This window comes from Bacillus sp. PDNC022, from assembly GCF_016919285.1.
GTDB lineage: Bacteria > Bacillota > Bacilli > Bacillales > Bacillaceae > Bacillus > Bacillus safensis.
This window is the reverse complement of record NZ_CP070345.1, coordinates 512,731-530,033: the sequence shown is the minus strand read 5'-3', so window position 1 is coordinate 530,033 and position 17,303 is coordinate 512,731. Positions and strand designations below refer to the sequence as shown.

Here is a 17,303-nt window from a genome sequence, read left to right as displayed (position 1 = left end):
CATCAGTCTATCAAATAGGGACGGAATTGAAAATAATTCTTACCATTTATGATGACAAGTTTCTTATGCTTTACTATAATAGTATTTGTCTAAAACGTACCATCAGACAGGCTACTGTGCTGATGCTCAAGAAGGAGTCGAGTTGTATTGTCAATATTCAACTATATCGTCCTCTCACTTTGTGGACTTTTCGTTCTTTATTCCATCGGCAGCTACATTTATCAGCAGCGCATTATGAAAACGCTGACGGAAGAAGAATTTATTAAAGGTTACCGCAAAGCCCAGCTCATTGATGTGAGAGAGCCAAATGAGTTTGAAGGCGGACATATTTTAGGGGCAAGAAATATACCCCTTTCCCAACTAAAGCAGCGCAAAAATGAAATACGTCCTGACAAGCCTGTTTATCTCTATTGTCAAAATAATTTCAGAAGCGGAAAAGCAGCCCAAACTTTACGTAAAAACGGCTGCCGTGAGATTTATAATTTAAAAGGCGGCTTTAAAAAATGGGGCGGCCGCATCAAAACGAAGAACTAACAAAAAAGACTCTGGGAGCATGATTTCCCCCTGAGTCTTTTTTCTTTATTTTCTTTCAAAAACGAGAACCGGGTTCCGTGCGGCCTTTGTTTCGTCCATACGTTTGACAACCGTTGTATGAGGCGCTTCCTGTACCACTTCAGGATTCTCTTCTGCTTCTTTCGCAATTTGAATCATTGCTTCGATGAATGCATCAAGTGTTTCTTTTGATTCTGTTTCAGTCGGTTCAATCATGATACATTCCTCTACATTAAGCGGGAAGTAAATCGTTGGCGGATGGTAGCCAAAATCAAGTAATCGTTTGGCAATATCCAGTGTCCGCACACCTAATTTTTTCTGACGTTTACCTGAAAGGACAAATTCATGCTTACAGTGACGATCAAACGGCAAATCGTAATGAGCACTTAAGCGGCGCATCATATAGTTCGCATTTAACACCGCATTATCGGTTACAGCCTTTAAGCCGTCTGGACCCATAGAGCGGATGTACGCATAAGCTCTGACGTTAATGCCAAAGTTGCCATAGAATGGCTTCACGCGTCCAATTGATTCAGGACGGTCATAATCAAAGTAAAAACGGCCTTCCTTCTTCACAAGCACTGGCTTTGGCAAGTACGGAATCAAATCCTTTTTGACGCCAACAGGACCTGAGCCAGGACCTCCGCCTCCGTGTGGGCCTGTAAAGGTTTTATGAAGATTTAAGTGGACAACATCAAATCCCATATCACCCGGTCTTGCTCTGCTTAAAACAGCGTTCAAATTAGCCCCGTCATAATAAAGCTTACCGCCCGCTCCGTGAACGATTTCAGCCATTTCTAAAATATTTTCTTCAAATAGGCCGAGTGTATTCGGGTTTGTAAGCATTAAAGCTGCTGTTTCTTCATTGACAACGCGGCGTAAATCTTCTAAATCAACAAGTCCGTTTTCATCAGATGCGACGGTAATGGTTTCAAATCCAGCCACTGTCGCAGATGCCGGATTCGTTCCATGAGCAGAATCAGGCACAATGACTTTTGTACGATGATGATCTCCTCTTGCTTCATGATACGCACGGATCATCATGAGTCCCGTCCATTCGCCATGTGCTCCTGCCGCAGGCTGTAATGTCACAGCGTCCATCCCCGTAATTTCTTCAAGATGGTCACCTAGATCGTATAGTAATTCTAATGCACCTTGCACAGTGTCTGCCTCTTGCAGTGGATGGACCTGTGAGAACCCTGCAAGGCGTGCAACCTTTTCATTAATTTTTGGATTATATTTCATCGTACAAGAGCCAAGAGGATAAAATCCGGAATCGACCCCATGATTGCGTCTTGATAATGCTGTATAATGACGCATAATATCAAGCTCAGATACTTCAGGAAGCTCAGCATCCTCATCACGGATGTACGTCTCATCAAATAAAGACGGGATCTCCTGTTCAGGTACATCTAAATCTGGCAGGCTGTATCCTATTCTTCCTTCTTTAGATAATTCAAAAATAAGCGGCTGATCTTGTTTATTCATGGCGATCCCCCAATTCCTTGATAAACGTATCAATTTCTTCTTTTGTTCTTAGCTCTGTCACGGCTACAAGCATGTGCTGCTGAAGCTCTGGGTAGTCTAGCCCTAAGTCGTAGCCGCCGATGATTCCTTTTTCCAGCAATCGTTTATTGGCTTCTTTCACAGGCTCCTGTAACTTGATCACAAATTCATTAAAATGAGCTCCTTCTACATCCGCCTGCAGTCCATATTTTTCTGCCTGCGTCTTGGCATAATGGGCTTTTTGCACGTTTTGATAAGCGATGTCTTTTATGCCTGTTTTCCCTAGTGCCGTCATGGCAACAGAAGCAGCTAATGCATTTAATGCTTGGTTTGAGCAAATATTTGACGTCGCTTTATCTCTTCGGATGTGCTGCTCACGTGCTTGAAGGGTAAGAACAAATCCACGAACACCATTTTCATCTTCTGTCTGCCCGACTAAACGACCTGGCACTTTTCGCATCAACTTTTTCGTCACAGCAAAATATCCGCAATGAGGTCCGCCAAATGCAGCTGGGATGCCGAACGGCTGCGCATCACCAACGACAATATCAGCCCCGAGTTTTCCAGACGGCGTCAACAGCCCGAGTGCGAGGGGATTACTAGAGACAATGAACAGGCTTTTTCCTTTATGTGCAATAGGTTCAATGTCTTTTAACGGCTCGACTACACCAAAAAAGTTTGGATATTGCACGAGAACTGCTGCTGTATCATCGCAAACGGCCTTTTCCAATGCAGCTAGATCTGTCTGCCCTTTTTTCGCAGGCACTTCAACGACTTCAATATGCTGTCCTTTGGCGTATGTTTTCAGCACCGCTCTTGATTCAGGGTGAACCGTTTCAGAAACAACCACTTTTTTCTTCTTTGTGTGTCCCGCAGCGAGCATCGCCGCTTCAGCTAGTGCCGTCCCGCCATCGTACATCGAGGAGTTGGCCAGATCCATACCAGTCAGCTCAGCAATCATTGTTTGAAATTCAAAGATGGCTTGCAATTCACCTTGCGAAATCTCCGGCTGATAAGGTGTATACGCTGTATAAAATTCAGAGCGTGAGATAACATGATCGACAATGACAGGCTGGTAATGATCATATACACCTGCACCAAGAAACGATGCATAGGAAACTGTATCCTTATTCTTTGCAGCTAGCCGGGATAATTCCCTTACAAGCGCTGTTTCAGATGCGGCTTCTTTGATGTTGTATGCTCCTTTGAATCGAACTTTCTCTGGGATATCTGAAAAAAGCTCATCAATCGACTGAACGCCGATGACATCCAGCATTTCTTTTTGATCTTGCTCTGTTTGCGGCAAATACCTGTGCTTCATCCTCTATTCCCCCTCGTTATTTGGCTCTTTTATAAAATGGTGTTGCGACGATTTTGGCTTTTAGACGTTTTTTGCGAACTTGTACTTCAACCTCTGTTCCAAGCTCCGCCTCTGAAGTTTCGATCAAAGCAAGCCCGACATTTTTCTTTAATGTTGGGGATTGGGTACCCGTTGTGACAATCCCAACCTGCTTTTCTCCTGAAAAGACTGGATAATCTGTACGCGGAATCCCTTTATCAATCATTTCAATGCCGACAAGCTTTCGCTTCAGTCCCTCTTCTTTTTGTTTTTTGAGTGCTGCTTTTCCGATAAAATCAGCTTCTTTATCCGTTTTGACAGCAAAACCAATGCCGCCTTCTAATGGAGAGATATCCTTTGTCAGCTCCTGGCCATAAAGCGGGAGCCTTGCTTCAAACCTCAAGGTGTCACGTGCACCGAGTCCGCATGGTATTAATCCTTTTGGCTGACCTGCTTCTAATAAAGCAGTCCAAATATGGACCGCATCTTCTGACTGGCAGTAGATTTCAAAGCCGTCCTCCCCTGTGTAGCCTGTTCTGGAAACAAGCACTTCTTTATTTGCGACCTCAGCTTTTGATAAAAACGTAAATGGTTTAAGCGATGTCACCTCTTCATCCGCCACCTCTTTGATGATGTCAGCGGCAAGAGGTCCTTGAAGCGCTAGCAAGGCGGTTTGATCAGAAATATTTTTGATCAATACGTCATCCTCCCCTTGGTGCTTCAAGAGCCAATCTACATCTTTTTCGATATTTGATGCATTGATGACAAGCAAATAGTGATTCTTTTCTTTTTGGTAGACGAGCAGGTCATCTACCGTTCCGCCATCTTCATAACACATGGCTGTATATAGTGCCTTACCGTCTGTCAGCTTAGACACATCATTGGTTAATAACCTTTGTAAAAAAGGAAGGGCATCTTGACCTTTGACGTCCACCTCACCCATGTGAGACACATCAAAAAGCCCTGCTTTTGTTCGAACAGCTTCATGTTCTTCTTTAATGGAAGAAAATTGGACAGGTAATTCCCAGCCCCCGAAGTCAATGGTTTTTGCGCCAAACGTTTCATACGCATGAAAAAGCGGTGTTCGTTTCAACATCAATCGTTTCCCCCTTTTTTCTTACAGTGCAAATGCAAGCTGAATTTTCAGAAAAAAATCACAGCAAAAAAGGACAGAGCGCTCCCTTTTATCAAAAAGAAGTCTCTGTCCTTGCACCTGAAAGTTTACAGCACAATATCATTGTGCGTTTTCCCCTTTGGTGGTTTGCTAAAACCCTTAAGCAAACACTCTCCAGAGTTGCGTCCGGTAAGAGTACTTTTGCCTGAGAGATTCACTGAATCATTCAGCTTGCTCCTTCGGCGCCTGCCAGTGCAAAATAACCGCCAAGTCTCTCCCCATACCATCATCCGCTCATATTTTTCACATCTATTGGACATACTATCAAAATGGGTGACTTATTTTCTAGATCACTTACCAACATCCTACCATTAGAAATGGATGAAGAGCAACAGAAAAATCATTAACATTTTTAAAATAACCATTCGATATCGTTCGCTTTTATTCATATATCTAGTCTTTTAAAGACCTCTTAAAAAATGAAGCGTTTAAAAACAGAACAATTTTATCAGACCCTACTAGAAAGAAAGGCAGGCGACCACAATGAATATTCAAACGATTTTTGATCAGGAATGGACAAATGAATTTCAACAGCGGCTTTCAGCAGACGGCCCCTGGGCGAACTGGGATATGTATCGTTTAGCGACGCAGGTTCAAAAAGTCACAGCCATTGATTCATTCGAGGGGCTGCAAGCTCCTGCGCACCTGCCTGCATTCACACCTTTAAAGCACCAGCTCGAAGTAGCCAGAAGAGTCGTAGAAGAAATGAATGGGAAAGCCATTCTAGCAGATGAAGTGGGACTTGGAAAAACCGTAGAAGCAGGACTCATTATCAAAGAATACATGATTCGTGGACTTGCCAAAAAGATTCTCATTCTCGTCCCCGCCTCTCTTGTATCTCAGTGGGTACAGGAGCTGCGGACGAAATTTTATATTGATGCTGTTGAACAAAAAAAGAGCTATGTGTGGGAGCAGTGTGACGTTGTGGTTTCTTCCATTGACACAGCCAAAAGACAGCCGCATCGAGACACGATTTTATCGATTGCCTACGATATGGTCATTATCGATGAAGCACACAAACTGAAAAACAATAAAACGAAAAACTATGAATTTGTGAGAAACCTGAATAAGAAGTTCTGCCTGCTGCTGACAGCGACACCTATTCAAAATCGGATCGGAGAAATATTTAATCTCGTTTCCCTTCTGAAGCCAGGCCACCTAGGAAATGAACATCAATTTAAAGATGTCTTTGCCAAAAAGGACTTGCAGCTTGAAGACCATGACCGATTAAAACAGCTCGTCAATAAAGTGATGATTCGAAACCGAAGACAAGACACAGGCATCGAGTGGACAAAACGGCATGTCAAAACGATTTCTATTGATTTCTCTCCGACAGAACAAGCCCTGTATGATGAAATCTGCAAGCTGAAAGAGAATCCGTCTTATACAAAGCATATGTTTTCCATTATGACCTTGGAACGAGAATGCTGTTCAAGCCGTGAGGCAGTTTATATGACGATTAAAAAAATGCAGGAAGAAGAAAAGCATATTCTCGGATCTTCTGCTATAGCGCAAATCATGGAGAAAATCAATCAAGTTGAGCAAAACTCAAAAGCGCTTGAAGTCGTCAAACTCATTCAGCAGTTAAATGAAAAGGTGATTATTTTCACCGAATACCGTGCGACACAAATTTATTTACAATGGTTTCTACAGCAAAATGGCATCAGCTCCGTTCCATTTCGGGGCGGCTTTAAGCGGGGCAAAAAAGATTGGATGAAAGATTTATTTAGAGAACGGGCGCAAGTGTTAATTGCTACAGAAGCTGGCGGCGAAGGGATCAACCTGCAGTTTTGTAACCAAATCATCAACTACGACCTCCCGTGGAACCCGATGCGTTTAGAACAGAGAATTGGACGTATTCACCGCCTTGGCCAAGAGCGAGATGTCCACATTTACAATATGTCAACGAACGGAACAGTTGAGGAGCACATTTTAAAGCTTTTATATGAAAAAATTCAGCTGTTTGAAAACGTCATAGGCGATTTAGATGATATTTTAACGAGAATTGATATTGAAGAAGTCGAAACAGAATTGCATCAAATTCTCTTCCAGCATGAACCAGGAGGAGACATGAAAAAGAAATTAACCCAGTTTGCTTCTTATTTATCTGAAGCACAAACACCACTTTTAGAAAAAAGACAGCAAGGCTCATAAAGGAGAGTTGATCAATGGAGCAGCGTGACATTCACACCTTTCTTCTCCGTTTTTTCAAGGCGAATCAATGCAGCATATTAGAAGAAAGTGCAGGACATATGACCGTCCAGCTGACAATCGAAATGGATAAACTGATTATGAACCGCCCTTTTTATTGGCACTGGCTTGAAAAAACTGGCGGTGTACCTGAACCGCGGCAATTGACTTTCATCACAGATCAAAAAAAAGCAGGTGATAAGATCGAGGGTGAATTTATCCATTTCGGCTCCCCTCGGTTATTTCAAATATTTGAGGCGGTCAAAGAGCAGGGCCGTTTTATCCGGCTTTATGAACGAGTGACCCCGCTTTCAAACAACCAGATCCCACTTGAGCCATGGCTTGGTCTCAATGTAAAAATTTCTTACCTTGCAGACCGGAAGAAAGATAAGCTTTTATCATTAGGCCTTCATCTCATACGCGGAGAAGTCATTGAACAATTTCAAGAAAAGCTGGAAGCCCGCGAGCTTTCGTCTCAAATTCCCGATTATTGCTTTACGATGAGCACAATGATTAAGCCAGAGAGCGGAGTCAAACGGCTCTACAGCCTTATGGAGCATTATGCCCATGAGGAGCCGGACGACTGGGCAGTGCGAGCCGTTCAAAAATGGAAGGAAGACTCCGAACTTTTAAACCAATTTTATGAAGGGACTTCAGACACATCTGTAGAATATGAAATAGAAAGACAAGCACTCAAAACTTTATACGAACCAAAAATCAGTCTTACGATTGAAAATGGCGGACTTTTTTACTTACAGCAAAAAAGAGGAGGTTGACTGATAGTCCCCCTCCCTTTTATGTGACATACAATTTTCGATCAGTCTAAAGCTAAGTTTGTCTGTTTGTATTGGGCGGAAACATGACGCAAGCAAACTATGAGGTCTTACCACCTAAGTCTTTCCATTTCATGCGTTAAGTGCCTGAAATACATGATTCAGTATTTTAGGAGGGTATTTGTATGGAAAAGAAAACGAACAAATTAGACAGTGAATGGGTTCAATTATTACGCGAAGCTCGTAATGCAGGACTAACAGTTGAAGACGTCCGTCATTTCCTCAAATCAAATGAAAAGTCCTCTAAGTCTCCCCCTCTGGTAAGAAGTCATTCTATCAAACCTTTCTGAATGTGCTATAATATCGAAAGGAAGGTGATGACATTGATTGGCCAGCGTATTAAACAATACCGCAATGAAAAAGGCTACTCACTATCAGAACTGGCCGAAAAGGCTGGGGTAGCGAAGTCTTATTTAAGCTCAATAGAAAGAAACTTGCAAACAAACCCCTCCATTCAATTTCTTGAAAAAGTCTCCGCTGTTCTGGACGTCTCGGTTCATACACTTTTAAACGAAAAAGATGAAACCGAATACGATGGTCAATTAGATAGTGAATGGGAAAAACTAGTTCGAGATGCAATGACATCAGGGGTTTCGAAAAAGCAATTTCGTGAATTTTTAGATTATCAAATCTGGAGAAAAAAGCAAGAAGAGGAGTAAAGCGCACGTTTTAGCGCATACTCCTCCAATTGCTATGCAGACCTTGATATCAGCCTAAAGACTGGCTTTATTTTTTATCTTCGCTGTGTGCTTTTTCGTTTTCTTTCACGTAGCCTTTTTCATCCGTATGCTTTTTTGGATTGATCGTTAAACCATTCCACTGAGTCGCTTCGAAGGAAAGATCAATTTGAATCGCATCGCCTTGGTATTTATTTTGGATATAGTGACCAGCTTTATCCTTCGTCTGGTCATTGATAAATTCAATGATCATTTCCATTTTATCGTAATCAAACGGATTCTTTGGAATGCCGTCATACTCTGGAGCCACTGTTCCATCAACAGTTGCTACATTAATTTTCCCACTTTCATGTAAAAACTTCTCATCGACGGCATGACGAAGCTTTTCAAATGCGGTCTGATCCTGTTTTGACGTTAATTGATGCAAGTCAAGCAGGTTTGCATGGTCTAAAATAATGTTTTTCGGATAACCATTTCCACCTTCGGCTCCAACCGTAAGAACACTCACCTGAAACTGGCTGAGAAACTCTTCAGCTGTATTTTTACCGCCATTCTTCGCGGAAGATCCATCTATAAACTGGCTGTAATCAAGACTCATCAGCACTTGGTTTATCGCTAGTGATCCCTTATTATCAAAATGAAATTCTTTCTTGATCCGATCACCAGGTTTTAAGTTCGAAAGGTTGATGGCGCCGGAGTTCTCTTTAGCAGATAAATCCAGCTCTCCTGTCGAGTAGACCGCGTTTGCCTTTTCAATATCATTAAACGCCGCCCATGTTCCCCCGCCAATTAATGCAAGACCTAAAGCCCCTGATAATACACCTAAACGAATTGATTTCTTCATTGCCATGAATAAACCCCCTAATATATTGTTTTATTGAAACCTGATTAGGTTACAAACGATTTAAGCTTGTTCCTCTGACATATGTACATCAGCCGTGTGTCTACGATGTTTCGCTGCGCCCACAAAATGAATGGTTGAATAAACGAGCAGCATGACACCTGGTATAATAAGGAGCAAAGCAGTTCCAGCTGATGTCCCTGCATACGAAAGAAGCTTTCCTGCATATGGGATGCTTATTCCCATATACTGCGCAGTTACCTGATCCGCTTTTACCAGCGTGCCGTCCTGATACATATTTTTGTCACCCTTCGTCTCAAACGCTTTATTTGCTCCCTTTCCCTTCTCCCCAACAATTCGATGGGTTACATAGGACTGATCCTGTTTCGTTTGAAACGTGATAATATCTCCTTTTTTGAGCTTCTCAGGTGAGGCAACTTGTTTTACGACAATCAGTGACCCAGCTGAAAATTCTGGTTCCATCGAACCTGATAATACTTGCTTCAATTGATAACCGAAGATCTGAGGTTCTCCTCCTGTTGTTCTTGATGACAACACGACAATAATAGAGGCTATCATCACCGTGAACACCATCACATAAAGAATACTCCCAGACATCTTCATCCATTTTTTCATAACCCCTTCTCCCCTTCGCCTATCTTTTTTTCACTTTAAAAGACATCTCCATTTAGGACGTCTTTTCTTGACACTTTGAGAGCACCATCGGTTTAGACCAAAAGTACGCCTGATCTGATGCGCCAAACCCTTTAGGATAATAGATTTTAAATGCATAGATTCCATTTGTTTTTGCTTTATCTGTCGTGACAGTCGCTGTTTCTTGCGACAATAGGGACTTTATGGAGCCCTTTTCAAGAATATGACCATCTTGCAATGGCTTCTGATCACTTCCCATTTTATGTAACTCCCACTTCCATTCAGAATACGCAATAGGCTGTCCACTATTTTTTAGTGTCATGCTCAGCTTTTGAGGTGCGCAGACTGTTCCTTCGATCATCGTTTGATCGATAAGCTCCAATTGACTTTGATCCCATTTTTTCGGCTGACAATGCTGATCTGTCTGTTCAAAATTTTCACATGTTTTCATGACAAAGTTTTTGTGCTCGACATCGTTAAAAGAAGCATTTGTTGGTGTCATGATGGAAGACGTCAAAATCAAACAAATGGCACAAAAGAGTACAAAGAGCGACTGTTTCATTAATCCCTTCAACTCCTTGAACAATTGTTCTTTAAAAAGAACGATTATATACAGTATAAGGAAATACCTATAAAAACCAAAACGTCAAATTAGTCCATTTTGTTCTTAAACAAGAACCATTACGAGAAAATTCTTCCATTTTCTCATTCTTTCGCCATATTCAATATTTTTTTGTGTGACATTTGTACTTCTTAAAACTTACATAAAAATGTAGGATTTGGTCAGGATAATAAGAGGTGAGGTGATGTTAAGTGAAATATGGAAAAATCATAATCATGCTCAGTTTACTGCTGAGTCCTATGATCCTAGACGTCAAACCTGTGAATGCGAGAGGTTTGACTGCGGCAGCAGATCAATGGGAAATGCGGGCAGTCAAAGAAGCAAAAAAAAGATACCCGCTAACGCAAGTCTTATTTAAACAAAAAGTATGGGACCGCCACCGCGATAAGGAATCTGTGAAACAGTATCATATTACGTTAAAAGACCATACAAAAGAATTTGGGGTGTTTGTCACCATTTCCTATAACCCTTACTCAAACAAGGTGAATAAAGTAATTGTTGTGGAGGAATACAGCTAAAACGGCATAAAAAAACCGCCTGCTGGCGGCTTTTTACTTTCGGCGGTGTCGCTGACGTTTTTTAAGCATCATTGAGAAACCGAACGGCAGAACCCCAAATAAACGCTGTGAAAACGGCGGTTTCGTTTCCATTTTTTCTTGTTTGTGTTCCTTCCGTTCGTCACGTGGTGTATTCATATATTTAATGATTTCCTGCGTCATATATTTTACATAGTCATTTGTTTTCAAGCACAATCACCTCTTCTTTCTTCAAGTGTTACCAGAAAGAGGATGATTTTATACACTGGCTAATCAGGGTTTGCCCATCTCATGATTTCACCGGTCTGCCCATCCAGCATTAGTTCCCGCTCATCGGATAAACCATCTTTTATTTTCACCTTCACCAAAACAAGGACAAGTTTTTTCTTTCGATCACATTTCATCTGCTTCAGTGTCACACGGCCTTCTTCAGTATCAATATGGGTTTTCTTTTTCTCACAAATACGTTCTACTGTGCTTGCAGCTTCACTCGTCCCCACCCTAAAAAGCTGCTGTTTTTTATAAAAAGAAATCGTCAGCTCTGCACTTCTCAGCTCTTTTTGAAACCCTATCGTTATCGCTCCTAGGATCAAGAGAAAAAATAGAATCGCCGAAAGTACATGCGGATAGATAAACCCTTCCTCTCTTTTCACGATTTAGGAACCACCCCTTTATATGTGAAAAAAACGGCTTCATACACCTTACCAGATTCATCTGTGACTTTCAGGGCAGCTCTATGCTGACTCGTTCTTACGTGAAATTGTTTCACCTTATGCAATAAAGGAAGGTGTCCAGCTTGATCCGTTCGTTTTCGAAGCATCTCTTGATATGGCTCAATCGTTACCACTCGCCCTTGATCGGAAATATACTCTAACACTTTTCCTCCTTTCACCGATTTCACAGCAGCTGCGCGACTTAACTCCTCATCTAATTGCAGGACAGTCTGTTTCCACTCCATTTGAGAAAATCGATTGATATCTTCAAAAGGACGAGCTTTCTCCGCTGCTGAAAAGATCAGCACACAGCCAAAAGAAAGAAACAGAAATAGCTGCAATTGCCACAAAGCTTGTAGAAGGGTAAAAGCTTGTTCATCGGCCCACTTGCCGAAAGCATATGGTCTGCTTTTTTTGTACTTTGTATGAAACACATCCTTTCTGTTTACGCCAATTGAAAACATATGTGATCTCGCCTCTCTTCTTTTTGATGGAAGATGTTGTCCCATTTATGAACGCTTCATTCATCTGTTCATGCAAAATCTGATAAGCTTCAAGTTTGGCTCTTACTTCCTTTTTCCCCATCATGAGTTTTTCGTAGACAGGCATGAGCACAAGTGCAGCAAATAGAAAGAGATGACAAGCAAACAGCGTCTCAAACGTACTAAATCCTCTATTGTTTTTGAACATGGATTCGCCCGCTTCCTAAATAGATCGTGAGTTTATACGATTGACTGCCAAATTCGACAATGAGAGATCCACCGCTGCTTGGATGTCCGTTTGCATTAAAATAGATATCTTGCGAGAATGTAGAAGTTTTGATGCTGCCTTTTTTATGCTGATAAGAAGCAATGACTTCGTTACTCTTTTGGTCTATTACCTGATAAGATACATGCGGCGGATGGATCTCAACATGAACACGTGTTTTTTTGATAAATGCAGTATATGATGCCAATTGAAGATCTTGTTTCATGATGTTTATTTGTCTTTTGGCTTCAGCGCTCTCTATTATATTTGGGATTTTCCCTCCCATGATCGACAATAAAATCGATAAAACAAGTAAAATCAACAGCTGTTCAATCAGGGTAAAACCCTTCTCATGTAAAATTAATTTATTCATGCTTCACGTTGCCGTTTTGAATGACAATCGCTTTTCCATTAGGACAAGTTAACCCCTTTTTGACATAACCTTCTTTTTCTAATTCAGCTAAAGATGGCGTCTTCCCATCATGCTCCAATTCATATGCCATCACTTGTGTACTGACCATTGATTTGAGCCCTTCACAGCCCTTTGCCTGAATAGCTTGGTGATGACGTGTGATATTCGGTATGGTAATGAGTAAAAGAATGGATATTACGAGCATGACAATTAACATTTCTAACAGGGTAAATCCTTTATCATTCATGTTTCTGTCCTCCTTCTTACACTTGCTCCATTAATTGATACATTGGTAAAAGAATAGATAAATACACGATGAGTATCAGAAGTGCTGTCACCCCATAAATAACCGGCTGCAGCCAAGAAATCCATTTTTCAATTTTCAGTTCTGCATTTTCTAATAGAAATTGGCTGTACGTGTACATTTCTCTTGCAAGCTTTCCGCTGGCTTCACCATGCTTGATGATGGCTGCAAAATGTTTTTCGAAAAAAGGACTCACGCTTACTTGATGTGCCATACTTTCTCCTTTTCTTAACTCATCCATCATTTGTTCACCTATTTCTTGAAGAAAAGGCAGGTAGCTTTGCTGTTTAAAAGCTTGCAAACCTTCGTACATCGATAATCCAGCCTGAAGCAGTCCGCTGAGCTGAAGAGAAAAAAGGTACGTATGCATCAGCTGCATCCCTTTATATAAAAAAGGCAGTTTACTCATCACCCTTAATTTTTCAAGGGTCGACTTTTTCCTAAAAAACACAGCATAATATCCGGTAAGACAGATACACATACAACTAGTGATGAGCAGAAAAGCATGAAGGAATTGAAACATTCCAAACATTCCTTGAATCAGCCAAGACATGCGAGTATCCATTGATGAGTACAAAACAGAAAATTGAGGAATGATCATATTCTGAACGAGTATCAGCACGACCAGAACCGTGAAGATGAGGAAGAGCGGGTAACGTAACATGCGCTTGAATGTGTCTACTTGCCTGATTTTTTTCTCTAAAAAACGGGCGCTTTGTTCAAGAGCTCTTGCCAGGCTGCCGTGCTTCTCTGAAAAACAAAGAATAGCGATGGCTTCCCGCTGAAAATGAAGTCGCTCAAGCACAACGTAAAAAGGCTCCCCTTCAAGCAGCCACTGAATACCTGGCGTTAATCGCTGCTGCTGTTTTTTTGATAACTGAATATTCACCATCGTTAATGCCTCAACCAATGTATATCCAGCTTGAATCAATTGAGCAAGTTTCGATAAGAATTCAGCTTGTTCTTTTTTAGACCAAGCTTTAGAGGCTCGCTTCTTCATAAACCCAGCGATGATATGTGCTTTTTGATAAATAACCGAGTGCCACTCCTTTCCGAATTAATCTTTGTAGTGTTTCGTATGACGAATGAGCGTATTCTCCTTTGGCCTCTTTGATACAATCACCAAGCTCCTTTCCATAAAGCAATTCAAATACATTTGTTCGTCTGTAAGGACGATTTAATTTACAGTAAAGCTGACATGTTTCCCCGCAAAAAGGGCATATAAGCTCAATTAATCGCTGGGCAGCAATCGCAACCATGGTTTGTTCGAGTTCATTCATCGTCACACCAAATTCAAGCATGCGGTAAAGGGCTCCTTTTGCATTTTTTGCATGAAGCGTACTCAATACTAAATGGCCTGTCAGTGCTGCCCTAATCGCCGTTCTAGCCGTTTCCGCATCTCTTATTTCTCCCAGCACAATCATATCTGGATCATGTCTTAAAATAGCGCGTAATCCAGCGGCATACGTGATGCCGGCTTTTTCATTCACTTGAACCTGTAACACTTCTTCATTCCTCGTTTCGACAGGGTCTTCAAGGGTAATAATATTTCGATTAAAATTCTTTTTTGCAAACTGGATTAATGAATATAGTGTTGTTGTTTTCCCTGAATTTGTTGGCCCAGTAAATAAAATGAGTCCATGCGAATGCTTCAAAAATGATAATAATCTAGTTGAGGCTTTCGGAAATAATGATAGATGTTTTATTTTCGGAACATGATCCTGCGGTAAAATTCTAATCACTAAGCTCTCATCATTCACTGTCGGCAAGGTAGACATCCGAATAAACACTTGTCCTTTTCTTAGCATCACAGCTAGTGAGCCATTTTGCGGTCTCCTTTTTTCCCCGATATCCATAGAAGATAAAAATTTAAAATGTGCAATAAGCCTCTCTCCGCTTTTTTTATCAATCGTTCGCTGCTGGATTAAATCTGAGTCAACACGGAAAGACACCGAAGCTTCCTTTTCTTTTGGCACAATATGCACATCAGAAGCCCTCATGCGGCATGCTTCTTCTAGCAGCTCTTGCCTTAAATATTCAATCCCATACAAGTGGATCACTCCTTTCTCTGACCACATTGTAGGATGGAGAAACCTGAATGACAAAAGAGCAATTTATGATTTTCATGACTAATCAAGCATGAAAACCCTCAACTCGTGATGCATCACATCATTTTTTAGAAAAGAGCATATAAAAAAACCTGACTTTTACAAGTACAGGTTTTTTGGTCATGATGTGGCTTCTTGCGGCTGCTCTTCAAAGATGCGAAATCCTCTTTTTTCTAACGCTTTTGCAAGGCTATGCTCAGTATTTACTTTTGAGAAATCAATGCCGAGTTTCACTACAGTTTGAGCGATCTCTGGGCGAATGCCTGAAATAATCGTCTCAATTCCTAGCAGCTTCGCACTATCGACCACTTTAAACAACTGATAAGCGACCATCGTATCAACAACGGGAACGCCAGATATATCAATAAATAAGTGCGTTAGACGAAGTCTAGATGCCTGTTCTAGTACGGATTCCAAAATGATTTTGGCCCGATACGTATCGATTTCTCCGATCAGTGGCAAAATCCCGATTTCCTTTGATACTGGAATAACAGGGGCACTCAGTTCTTGAATCATCTCTCTTTGTGCATTCAGCTGACTGAGTGTCACGCGGTCATATTCTTCTGATAAACGCTCAATCATATCATCAAATGTGGCGTGAAAGTGCTGATTCCACTGACACACATCTTGCAGCGTCACTTCAAGCTCTGTTTCTTGGGTGAATGTCTCAATTCTCGAACAGAAAATGTGGCGGAAGATCTTAAATTGTCCAATGATTTCATATAGCGGCACCTCGTGCACTGCTCGATCACGTGCAATATCAACAGACCACTTTTTCAAATGGTTTTCTACTTTGTCTGACAGTGTCACAAGTGTTGCTGCAATGGTTTGAATAAAAGCTGTGTTCTGTTCCTTCAGCTTCATTTCCGTTTCCTCTGAAGCATGTTTAGAATATAATGAGCCTTCTTCTGTTCTTGTTTTTAGCCATTCTTCGGTCATGACAGGGGCTTCTTTTAGGATAAATTCGTATAATTGCTTTGATTTTTCATTTTTCATTTATTTCTTTCGCTCCTTTTTCACTCGTGACATCAACTTTTATGTATAAATGACCGCAGATGGTGAACAATATCATTACACGTTTGATATTGGGCTATAGCCAAGTGGTAAGGCAATGGACTTTGACTCCGTGATCGTTGGTTCGAACCCAGCTAGCCCAGTTCAGCACAAAAACGAAGACGGCTGAAGCTTGTTTCAGCTGATCTTCGTTTTTTATTAGGAAACTGATTGATGAATCGCTTTCTTCTTTGATATTTTCATGAGTTCTCCTGGATTATAACCTACTACCAATTTATTTCCATCAATAATGATTGGTCTCCGTAGCAGTTTTGGTTTTTCAATGAGAAGCTGTAAGACCTCGTTTACTTTTAAGTCATTAATATTTAAATTTAAGCTTTTAAAAGCTTGACTTCGTGTGGCTAAAATTTCATCCATTCCTTCTGTTGTTAAAGAAAGGATCTTTTTTAATTCATCTAGAGTTGGCGTTTCTCTGAAAAGGTGACGCTCTTTAAAATCAATTTGATTCGCCTTTAACCAATGTTTTGTTTTGCGGCAAGACGTGCAGCTCGGGTATGAATAAAAAGTAATGTCACTCATTAGTCTTCCTCCTTAGGTCGTTAACCTTTTCTCTTATGGAGTAAGTACCCTCATGTATTTCGCCATAAACACTTTTTCTTCACTTTTTCAAAAAAATTTTTTCTACATTCAAATTAAATTGTTCACACGTTGTCAAAAATGTAAATGTTTACATAACAAGTGGTGATCAGCTATAATATGAATCAAAGGGGTTTTTAAGGGGAGGGAAAGAAATGAATCGCATGTTCCGCGTGCTTGGCTTTTGGACGGGTATTTTTGCTGTCATGTTCTATTTAGGACATATGAAAGATGCATCGCTGCTGTTCTTCGGTCAAACCGTTCTTTTTGTATTTTTATCCTACTTGAATTTATCCGAAAGAATGTATATTTACATTTTCGGAGCGTACTTGACGATTTTCTTTGCCGGATTTACATATTATTCGATTTTCATCATGGTTCCCGGTACCGGACATTAATTGAAAAAAGCATCTCTTTAAAAGAGATGCTTCAGATTGTTGACAAA

General features: G+C 40.9%; 23 protein-coding genes, 1 tRNA gene and 2 riboswitches. Of the genes, 8 read left to right on the top strand and 16 right to left on the bottom strand.

The window, feature by feature from the left end; translation table 11 throughout:
* Positions 1-153: 153 nt before the first annotated feature.
* Positions 154-534, top strand: coding sequence for a rhodanese-like domain-containing protein (locus tag JVX94_RS02810; RefSeq protein ID WP_024422963.1), 381 nt, complete (start codon positions 154-156; stop codon positions 532-534).
* A gap of 45 nt (positions 535-579) precedes the next feature.
* Here the strand turns inward: JVX94_RS02810 and gcvPB are convergent, their stop codons facing one another.
* The 3 genes from gcvPB to gcvT are packed head-to-tail and all read right to left on the bottom strand — an operon-like array spanning position 580 to position 4,493.
* Positions 580-2,040 (bottom strand): aminomethyl-transferring glycine dehydrogenase subunit GcvPB, encoded by a 1,461-nt coding sequence (gene gcvPB / locus JVX94_RS02805; protein WP_205184490.1) that lies wholly within the window; start codon positions 2,038-2,040, stop codon positions 580-582.
* A complete protein-coding gene (gene gcvPA, locus JVX94_RS02800; protein WP_205184487.1) occupies positions 2,033-3,379 on the bottom strand; it encodes an aminomethyl-transferring glycine dehydrogenase subunit GcvPA in 1,347 nt (448 codons plus the stop codon). Before gcvPA ends, gcvPB begins: the two co-directional genes overlap by 8 nt.
* A gap of 16 nt (positions 3,380-3,395) precedes the next feature.
* Complete coding sequence (gene gcvT, locus JVX94_RS02795; RefSeq protein ID WP_095408992.1) at positions 3,396-4,493, bottom strand: glycine cleavage system aminomethyltransferase GcvT; 1,098 nt, start codon at positions 4,491-4,493, stop codon at positions 3,396-3,398.
* Positions 4,494-4,596: 103 nt separating this feature from the next.
* A riboswitch (glycine riboswitch) is annotated at positions 4,597-4,691 on the bottom strand.
* Between the two features lie 3 nt (positions 4,692-4,694).
* Positions 4,695-4,801: riboswitch (glycine riboswitch) on the bottom strand.
* A gap of 253 nt (positions 4,802-5,054) precedes the next feature.
* Here gcvT and JVX94_RS02790 point away from each other — a divergent pair.
* From JVX94_RS02790 to sinR, 4 genes are all read left to right on the top strand, one after another.
* Positions 5,055-6,725: a DEAD/DEAH box helicase gene (locus tag JVX94_RS02790; protein ID WP_144471086.1), complete on the top strand. Its 1,671-nt coding sequence runs from the start codon at positions 5,055-5,057 to the stop codon at positions 6,723-6,725.
* Positions 6,726-6,739: 14 nt separating this feature from the next.
* Positions 6,740-7,537 (top strand): YqhG family protein, encoded by a 798-nt coding sequence (locus JVX94_RS02785; RefSeq protein WP_111292279.1) that lies wholly within the window; start codon positions 6,740-6,742, stop codon positions 7,535-7,537.
* Between the two features lie 182 nt (positions 7,538-7,719).
* On the top strand, positions 7,720-7,884 hold the full coding sequence (locus tag JVX94_RS02780) for an anti-repressor SinI family protein (RefSeq protein WP_095408995.1): 165 nt from the start codon (positions 7,720-7,722) through the stop codon (positions 7,882-7,884).
* Positions 7,885-7,917: 33 nt separating this feature from the next.
* The gene (sinR, locus tag JVX94_RS02775) at positions 7,918-8,253 is read left to right on the top strand and encodes a transcriptional regulator SinR (RefSeq protein WP_024422969.1); all 336 of its coding nucleotides are present in this window, start codon (positions 7,918-7,920) and stop codon (positions 8,251-8,253) included.
* Positions 8,254-8,320: 67 nt separating this feature from the next.
* On the opposite strand, the gene tasA is transcribed toward sinR, so the two are convergent.
* Genes tasA through tapA form a run of 3 tightly spaced genes read right to left on the bottom strand, consistent with a single transcriptional unit; the run spans position 8,321 to position 10,328 of the window.
* Positions 8,321-9,121: a biofilm matrix protein TasA gene (gene tasA / locus JVX94_RS02770; RefSeq protein ID WP_111292280.1), complete on the bottom strand. Its 801-nt coding sequence runs from the start codon at positions 9,119-9,121 to the stop codon at positions 8,321-8,323.
* Between the two features lie 54 nt (positions 9,122-9,175).
* Positions 9,176-9,748, bottom strand: a complete 573-nt coding sequence (gene sipW / locus JVX94_RS02765; protein ID WP_205184484.1) for a signal peptidase I SipW — start codon at positions 9,746-9,748, stop codon at positions 9,176-9,178.
* Positions 9,749-9,800: 52 nt separating this feature from the next.
* A complete protein-coding gene (gene tapA, locus JVX94_RS02760) occupies positions 9,801-10,328 on the bottom strand; it encodes an amyloid fiber anchoring/assembly protein TapA (RefSeq protein ID WP_095408998.1) in 528 nt (175 codons plus the stop codon).
* A gap of 299 nt (positions 10,329-10,627) precedes the next feature.
* On the opposite strand from tapA, the gene JVX94_RS02755 reads away from it, so the two are divergent.
* Entirely contained in the window at positions 10,628-10,906 is a 279-nt protein-coding gene (locus tag JVX94_RS02755; RefSeq protein ID WP_223251017.1) for a DUF3889 domain-containing protein, read from the top strand.
* Positions 10,907-10,939: 33 nt separating this feature from the next.
* Here the strand turns inward: JVX94_RS02755 and JVX94_RS02750 are convergent, their stop codons facing one another.
* From JVX94_RS02750 to JVX94_RS02715, 9 genes are all read right to left on the bottom strand, one after another.
* A complete protein-coding gene (locus JVX94_RS02750; protein WP_024718846.1) occupies positions 10,940-11,134 on the bottom strand; it encodes a YqzE family protein in 195 nt (64 codons plus the stop codon).
* A 59-nt stretch (positions 11,135-11,193) separates the two neighbouring features.
* Positions 11,194-11,577 carry a competence type IV pilus minor pilin ComGG gene (locus JVX94_RS02745; protein WP_205184482.1) on the bottom strand — a complete coding sequence of 128 codons (384 nt, stop codon included), beginning with the start codon at positions 11,575-11,577 and terminating at the stop codon, positions 11,194-11,196.
* A complete protein-coding gene (gene comGF, locus JVX94_RS02740) occupies positions 11,574-12,101 on the bottom strand; it encodes a competence type IV pilus minor pilin ComGF (RefSeq protein ID WP_186437312.1) in 528 nt (175 codons plus the stop codon). Before comGF ends, JVX94_RS02745 begins: the two co-directional genes overlap by 4 nt.
* Positions 12,013-12,327, bottom strand: a complete 315-nt coding sequence (comGE, locus tag JVX94_RS19650; RefSeq protein ID WP_144484624.1) for a competence type IV pilus minor pilin ComGE — start codon at positions 12,325-12,327, stop codon at positions 12,013-12,015. The genes comGF and comGE overlap by 89 nt, the downstream gene beginning before the upstream one ends.
* Entirely contained in the window at positions 12,311-12,757 is a 447-nt protein-coding gene (gene comGD / locus JVX94_RS02735; protein WP_205184480.1) for a competence type IV pilus minor pilin ComGD, read from the bottom strand. The genes comGE and comGD overlap by 17 nt, the downstream gene beginning before the upstream one ends.
* Complete coding sequence (gene comGC, locus JVX94_RS02730; protein WP_024422977.1) at positions 12,750-13,043, bottom strand: competence type IV pilus major pilin ComGC; 294 nt, start codon at positions 13,041-13,043, stop codon at positions 12,750-12,752. Before comGC ends, comGD begins: the two co-directional genes overlap by 8 nt.
* 16 nt (positions 13,044-13,059) lie before the next feature.
* The gene (gene comGB / locus JVX94_RS02725; protein ID WP_144484630.1) at positions 13,060-14,100 is read right to left on the bottom strand and encodes a competence type IV pilus assembly protein ComGB; all 1,041 of its coding nucleotides are present in this window, start codon (positions 14,098-14,100) and stop codon (positions 13,060-13,062) included.
* Positions 14,081-15,151: a competence type IV pilus ATPase ComGA gene (comGA, locus tag JVX94_RS02720; protein ID WP_240193794.1), complete on the bottom strand. Its 1,071-nt coding sequence runs from the start codon at positions 15,149-15,151 to the stop codon at positions 14,081-14,083. Before comGA ends, comGB begins: the two co-directional genes overlap by 20 nt.
* 177 nt (positions 15,152-15,328) lie before the next feature.
* Complete coding sequence (locus JVX94_RS02715; RefSeq protein ID WP_095409007.1) at positions 15,329-16,204, bottom strand: STAS domain-containing protein; 876 nt, start codon at positions 16,202-16,204, stop codon at positions 15,329-15,331.
* A 90-nt stretch (positions 16,205-16,294) separates the two neighbouring features.
* On the opposite strand from JVX94_RS02715, the gene JVX94_RS02710 reads away from it, so the two are divergent.
* Positions 16,295-16,365, top strand: a tRNA-Gln gene (locus tag JVX94_RS02710).
* 55 nt (positions 16,366-16,420) lie between these two features.
* On the opposite strand, the gene JVX94_RS02705 is transcribed toward JVX94_RS02710, so the two are convergent.
* Positions 16,421-16,801, bottom strand: coding sequence for a Spx/MgsR family RNA polymerase-binding regulatory protein (locus tag JVX94_RS02705; protein ID WP_007501232.1), 381 nt, complete (start codon positions 16,799-16,801; stop codon positions 16,421-16,423).
* A gap of 212 nt (positions 16,802-17,013) precedes the next feature.
* On the opposite strand from JVX94_RS02705, the gene JVX94_RS02700 reads away from it, so the two are divergent.
* Positions 17,014-17,256 carry a DUF2626 domain-containing protein gene (locus tag JVX94_RS02700; protein ID WP_003217440.1) on the top strand — a complete coding sequence of 81 codons (243 nt, stop codon included), beginning with the start codon at positions 17,014-17,016 and terminating at the stop codon, positions 17,254-17,256.
* Positions 17,257-17,303 lie beyond the last annotated feature (47 nt).

What these genes read in the sequence shown, in the direction of transcription:
- JVX94_RS02780 (WP_095408995.1), top strand. Translation starts at nt 7,720, where the DNA reads ATGGAAAAGAAAACGAACAAATTAGACAGTGAATGGGTTCAATTATTA.
- tasA (WP_111292280.1), bottom strand. Translation starts at nt 9,121, where the DNA reads ATGGCAATGAAGAAATCAATTCGTTTAGGTGTATTATCAGGGGCTTTA.
- gcvT (WP_095408992.1), bottom strand. Translation starts at nt 4,493, where the DNA reads ATGTTGAAACGAACACCGCTTTTTCATGCGTATGAAACGTTTGGCGCA.
- JVX94_RS02705 (WP_007501232.1), bottom strand. Translation starts at nt 16,801, where the DNA reads ATGAGTGACATTACTTTTTATTCATACCCGAGCTGCACGTCTTGCCGC.
- comGF (WP_186437312.1), bottom strand. Translation starts at nt 12,101, where the DNA reads ATGTTTTCAATTGGCGTAAACAGAAAGGATGTGTTTCATACAAAGTAC.
- JVX94_RS02755 (WP_223251017.1), top strand. Translation starts at nt 10,628, where the DNA reads ATGATCCTAGACGTCAAACCTGTGAATGCGAGAGGTTTGACTGCGGCA.
- JVX94_RS02790 (WP_144471086.1), top strand. Translation starts at nt 5,055, where the DNA reads ATGAATATTCAAACGATTTTTGATCAGGAATGGACAAATGAATTTCAA.
- gcvPA (WP_205184487.1), bottom strand. Translation starts at nt 3,379, where the DNA reads ATGAAGCACAGGTATTTGCCGCAAACAGAGCAAGATCAAAAAGAAATG.
- JVX94_RS02715 (WP_095409007.1), bottom strand. Translation starts at nt 16,204, where the DNA reads ATGAAAAATGAAAAATCAAAGCAATTATACGAATTTATCCTAAAAGAA.
- gcvPB (WP_205184490.1), bottom strand. Translation starts at nt 2,040, where the DNA reads ATGAATAAACAAGATCAGCCGCTTATTTTTGAATTATCTAAAGAAGGA.
- JVX94_RS02785 (WP_111292279.1), top strand. Translation starts at nt 6,740, where the DNA reads ATGGAGCAGCGTGACATTCACACCTTTCTTCTCCGTTTTTTCAAGGCG.
- tapA (WP_095408998.1), bottom strand. Translation starts at nt 10,328, where the DNA reads ATGAAACAGTCGCTCTTTGTACTCTTTTGTGCCATTTGTTTGATTTTG.
- comGC (WP_024422977.1), bottom strand. Translation starts at nt 13,043, where the DNA reads ATGAATGATAAAGGATTTACCCTGTTAGAAATGTTAATTGTCATGCTC.
- comGB (WP_144484630.1), bottom strand. Translation starts at nt 14,100, where the DNA reads ATGAAGAAGCGAGCCTCTAAAGCTTGGTCTAAAAAAGAACAAGCTGAA.
- comGE (WP_144484624.1), bottom strand. Translation starts at nt 12,327, where the DNA reads ATGTTCAAAAACAATAGAGGATTTAGTACGTTTGAGACGCTGTTTGCT.
- JVX94_RS02700 (WP_003217440.1), top strand. Translation starts at nt 17,014, where the DNA reads ATGAATCGCATGTTCCGCGTGCTTGGCTTTTGGACGGGTATTTTTGCT.
- sipW (WP_205184484.1), bottom strand. Translation starts at nt 9,748, where the DNA reads ATGAAAAAATGGATGAAGATGTCTGGGAGTATTCTTTATGTGATGGTG.
- comGD (WP_205184480.1), bottom strand. Translation starts at nt 12,757, where the DNA reads ATGAATAAATTAATTTTACATGAGAAGGGTTTTACCCTGATTGAACAG.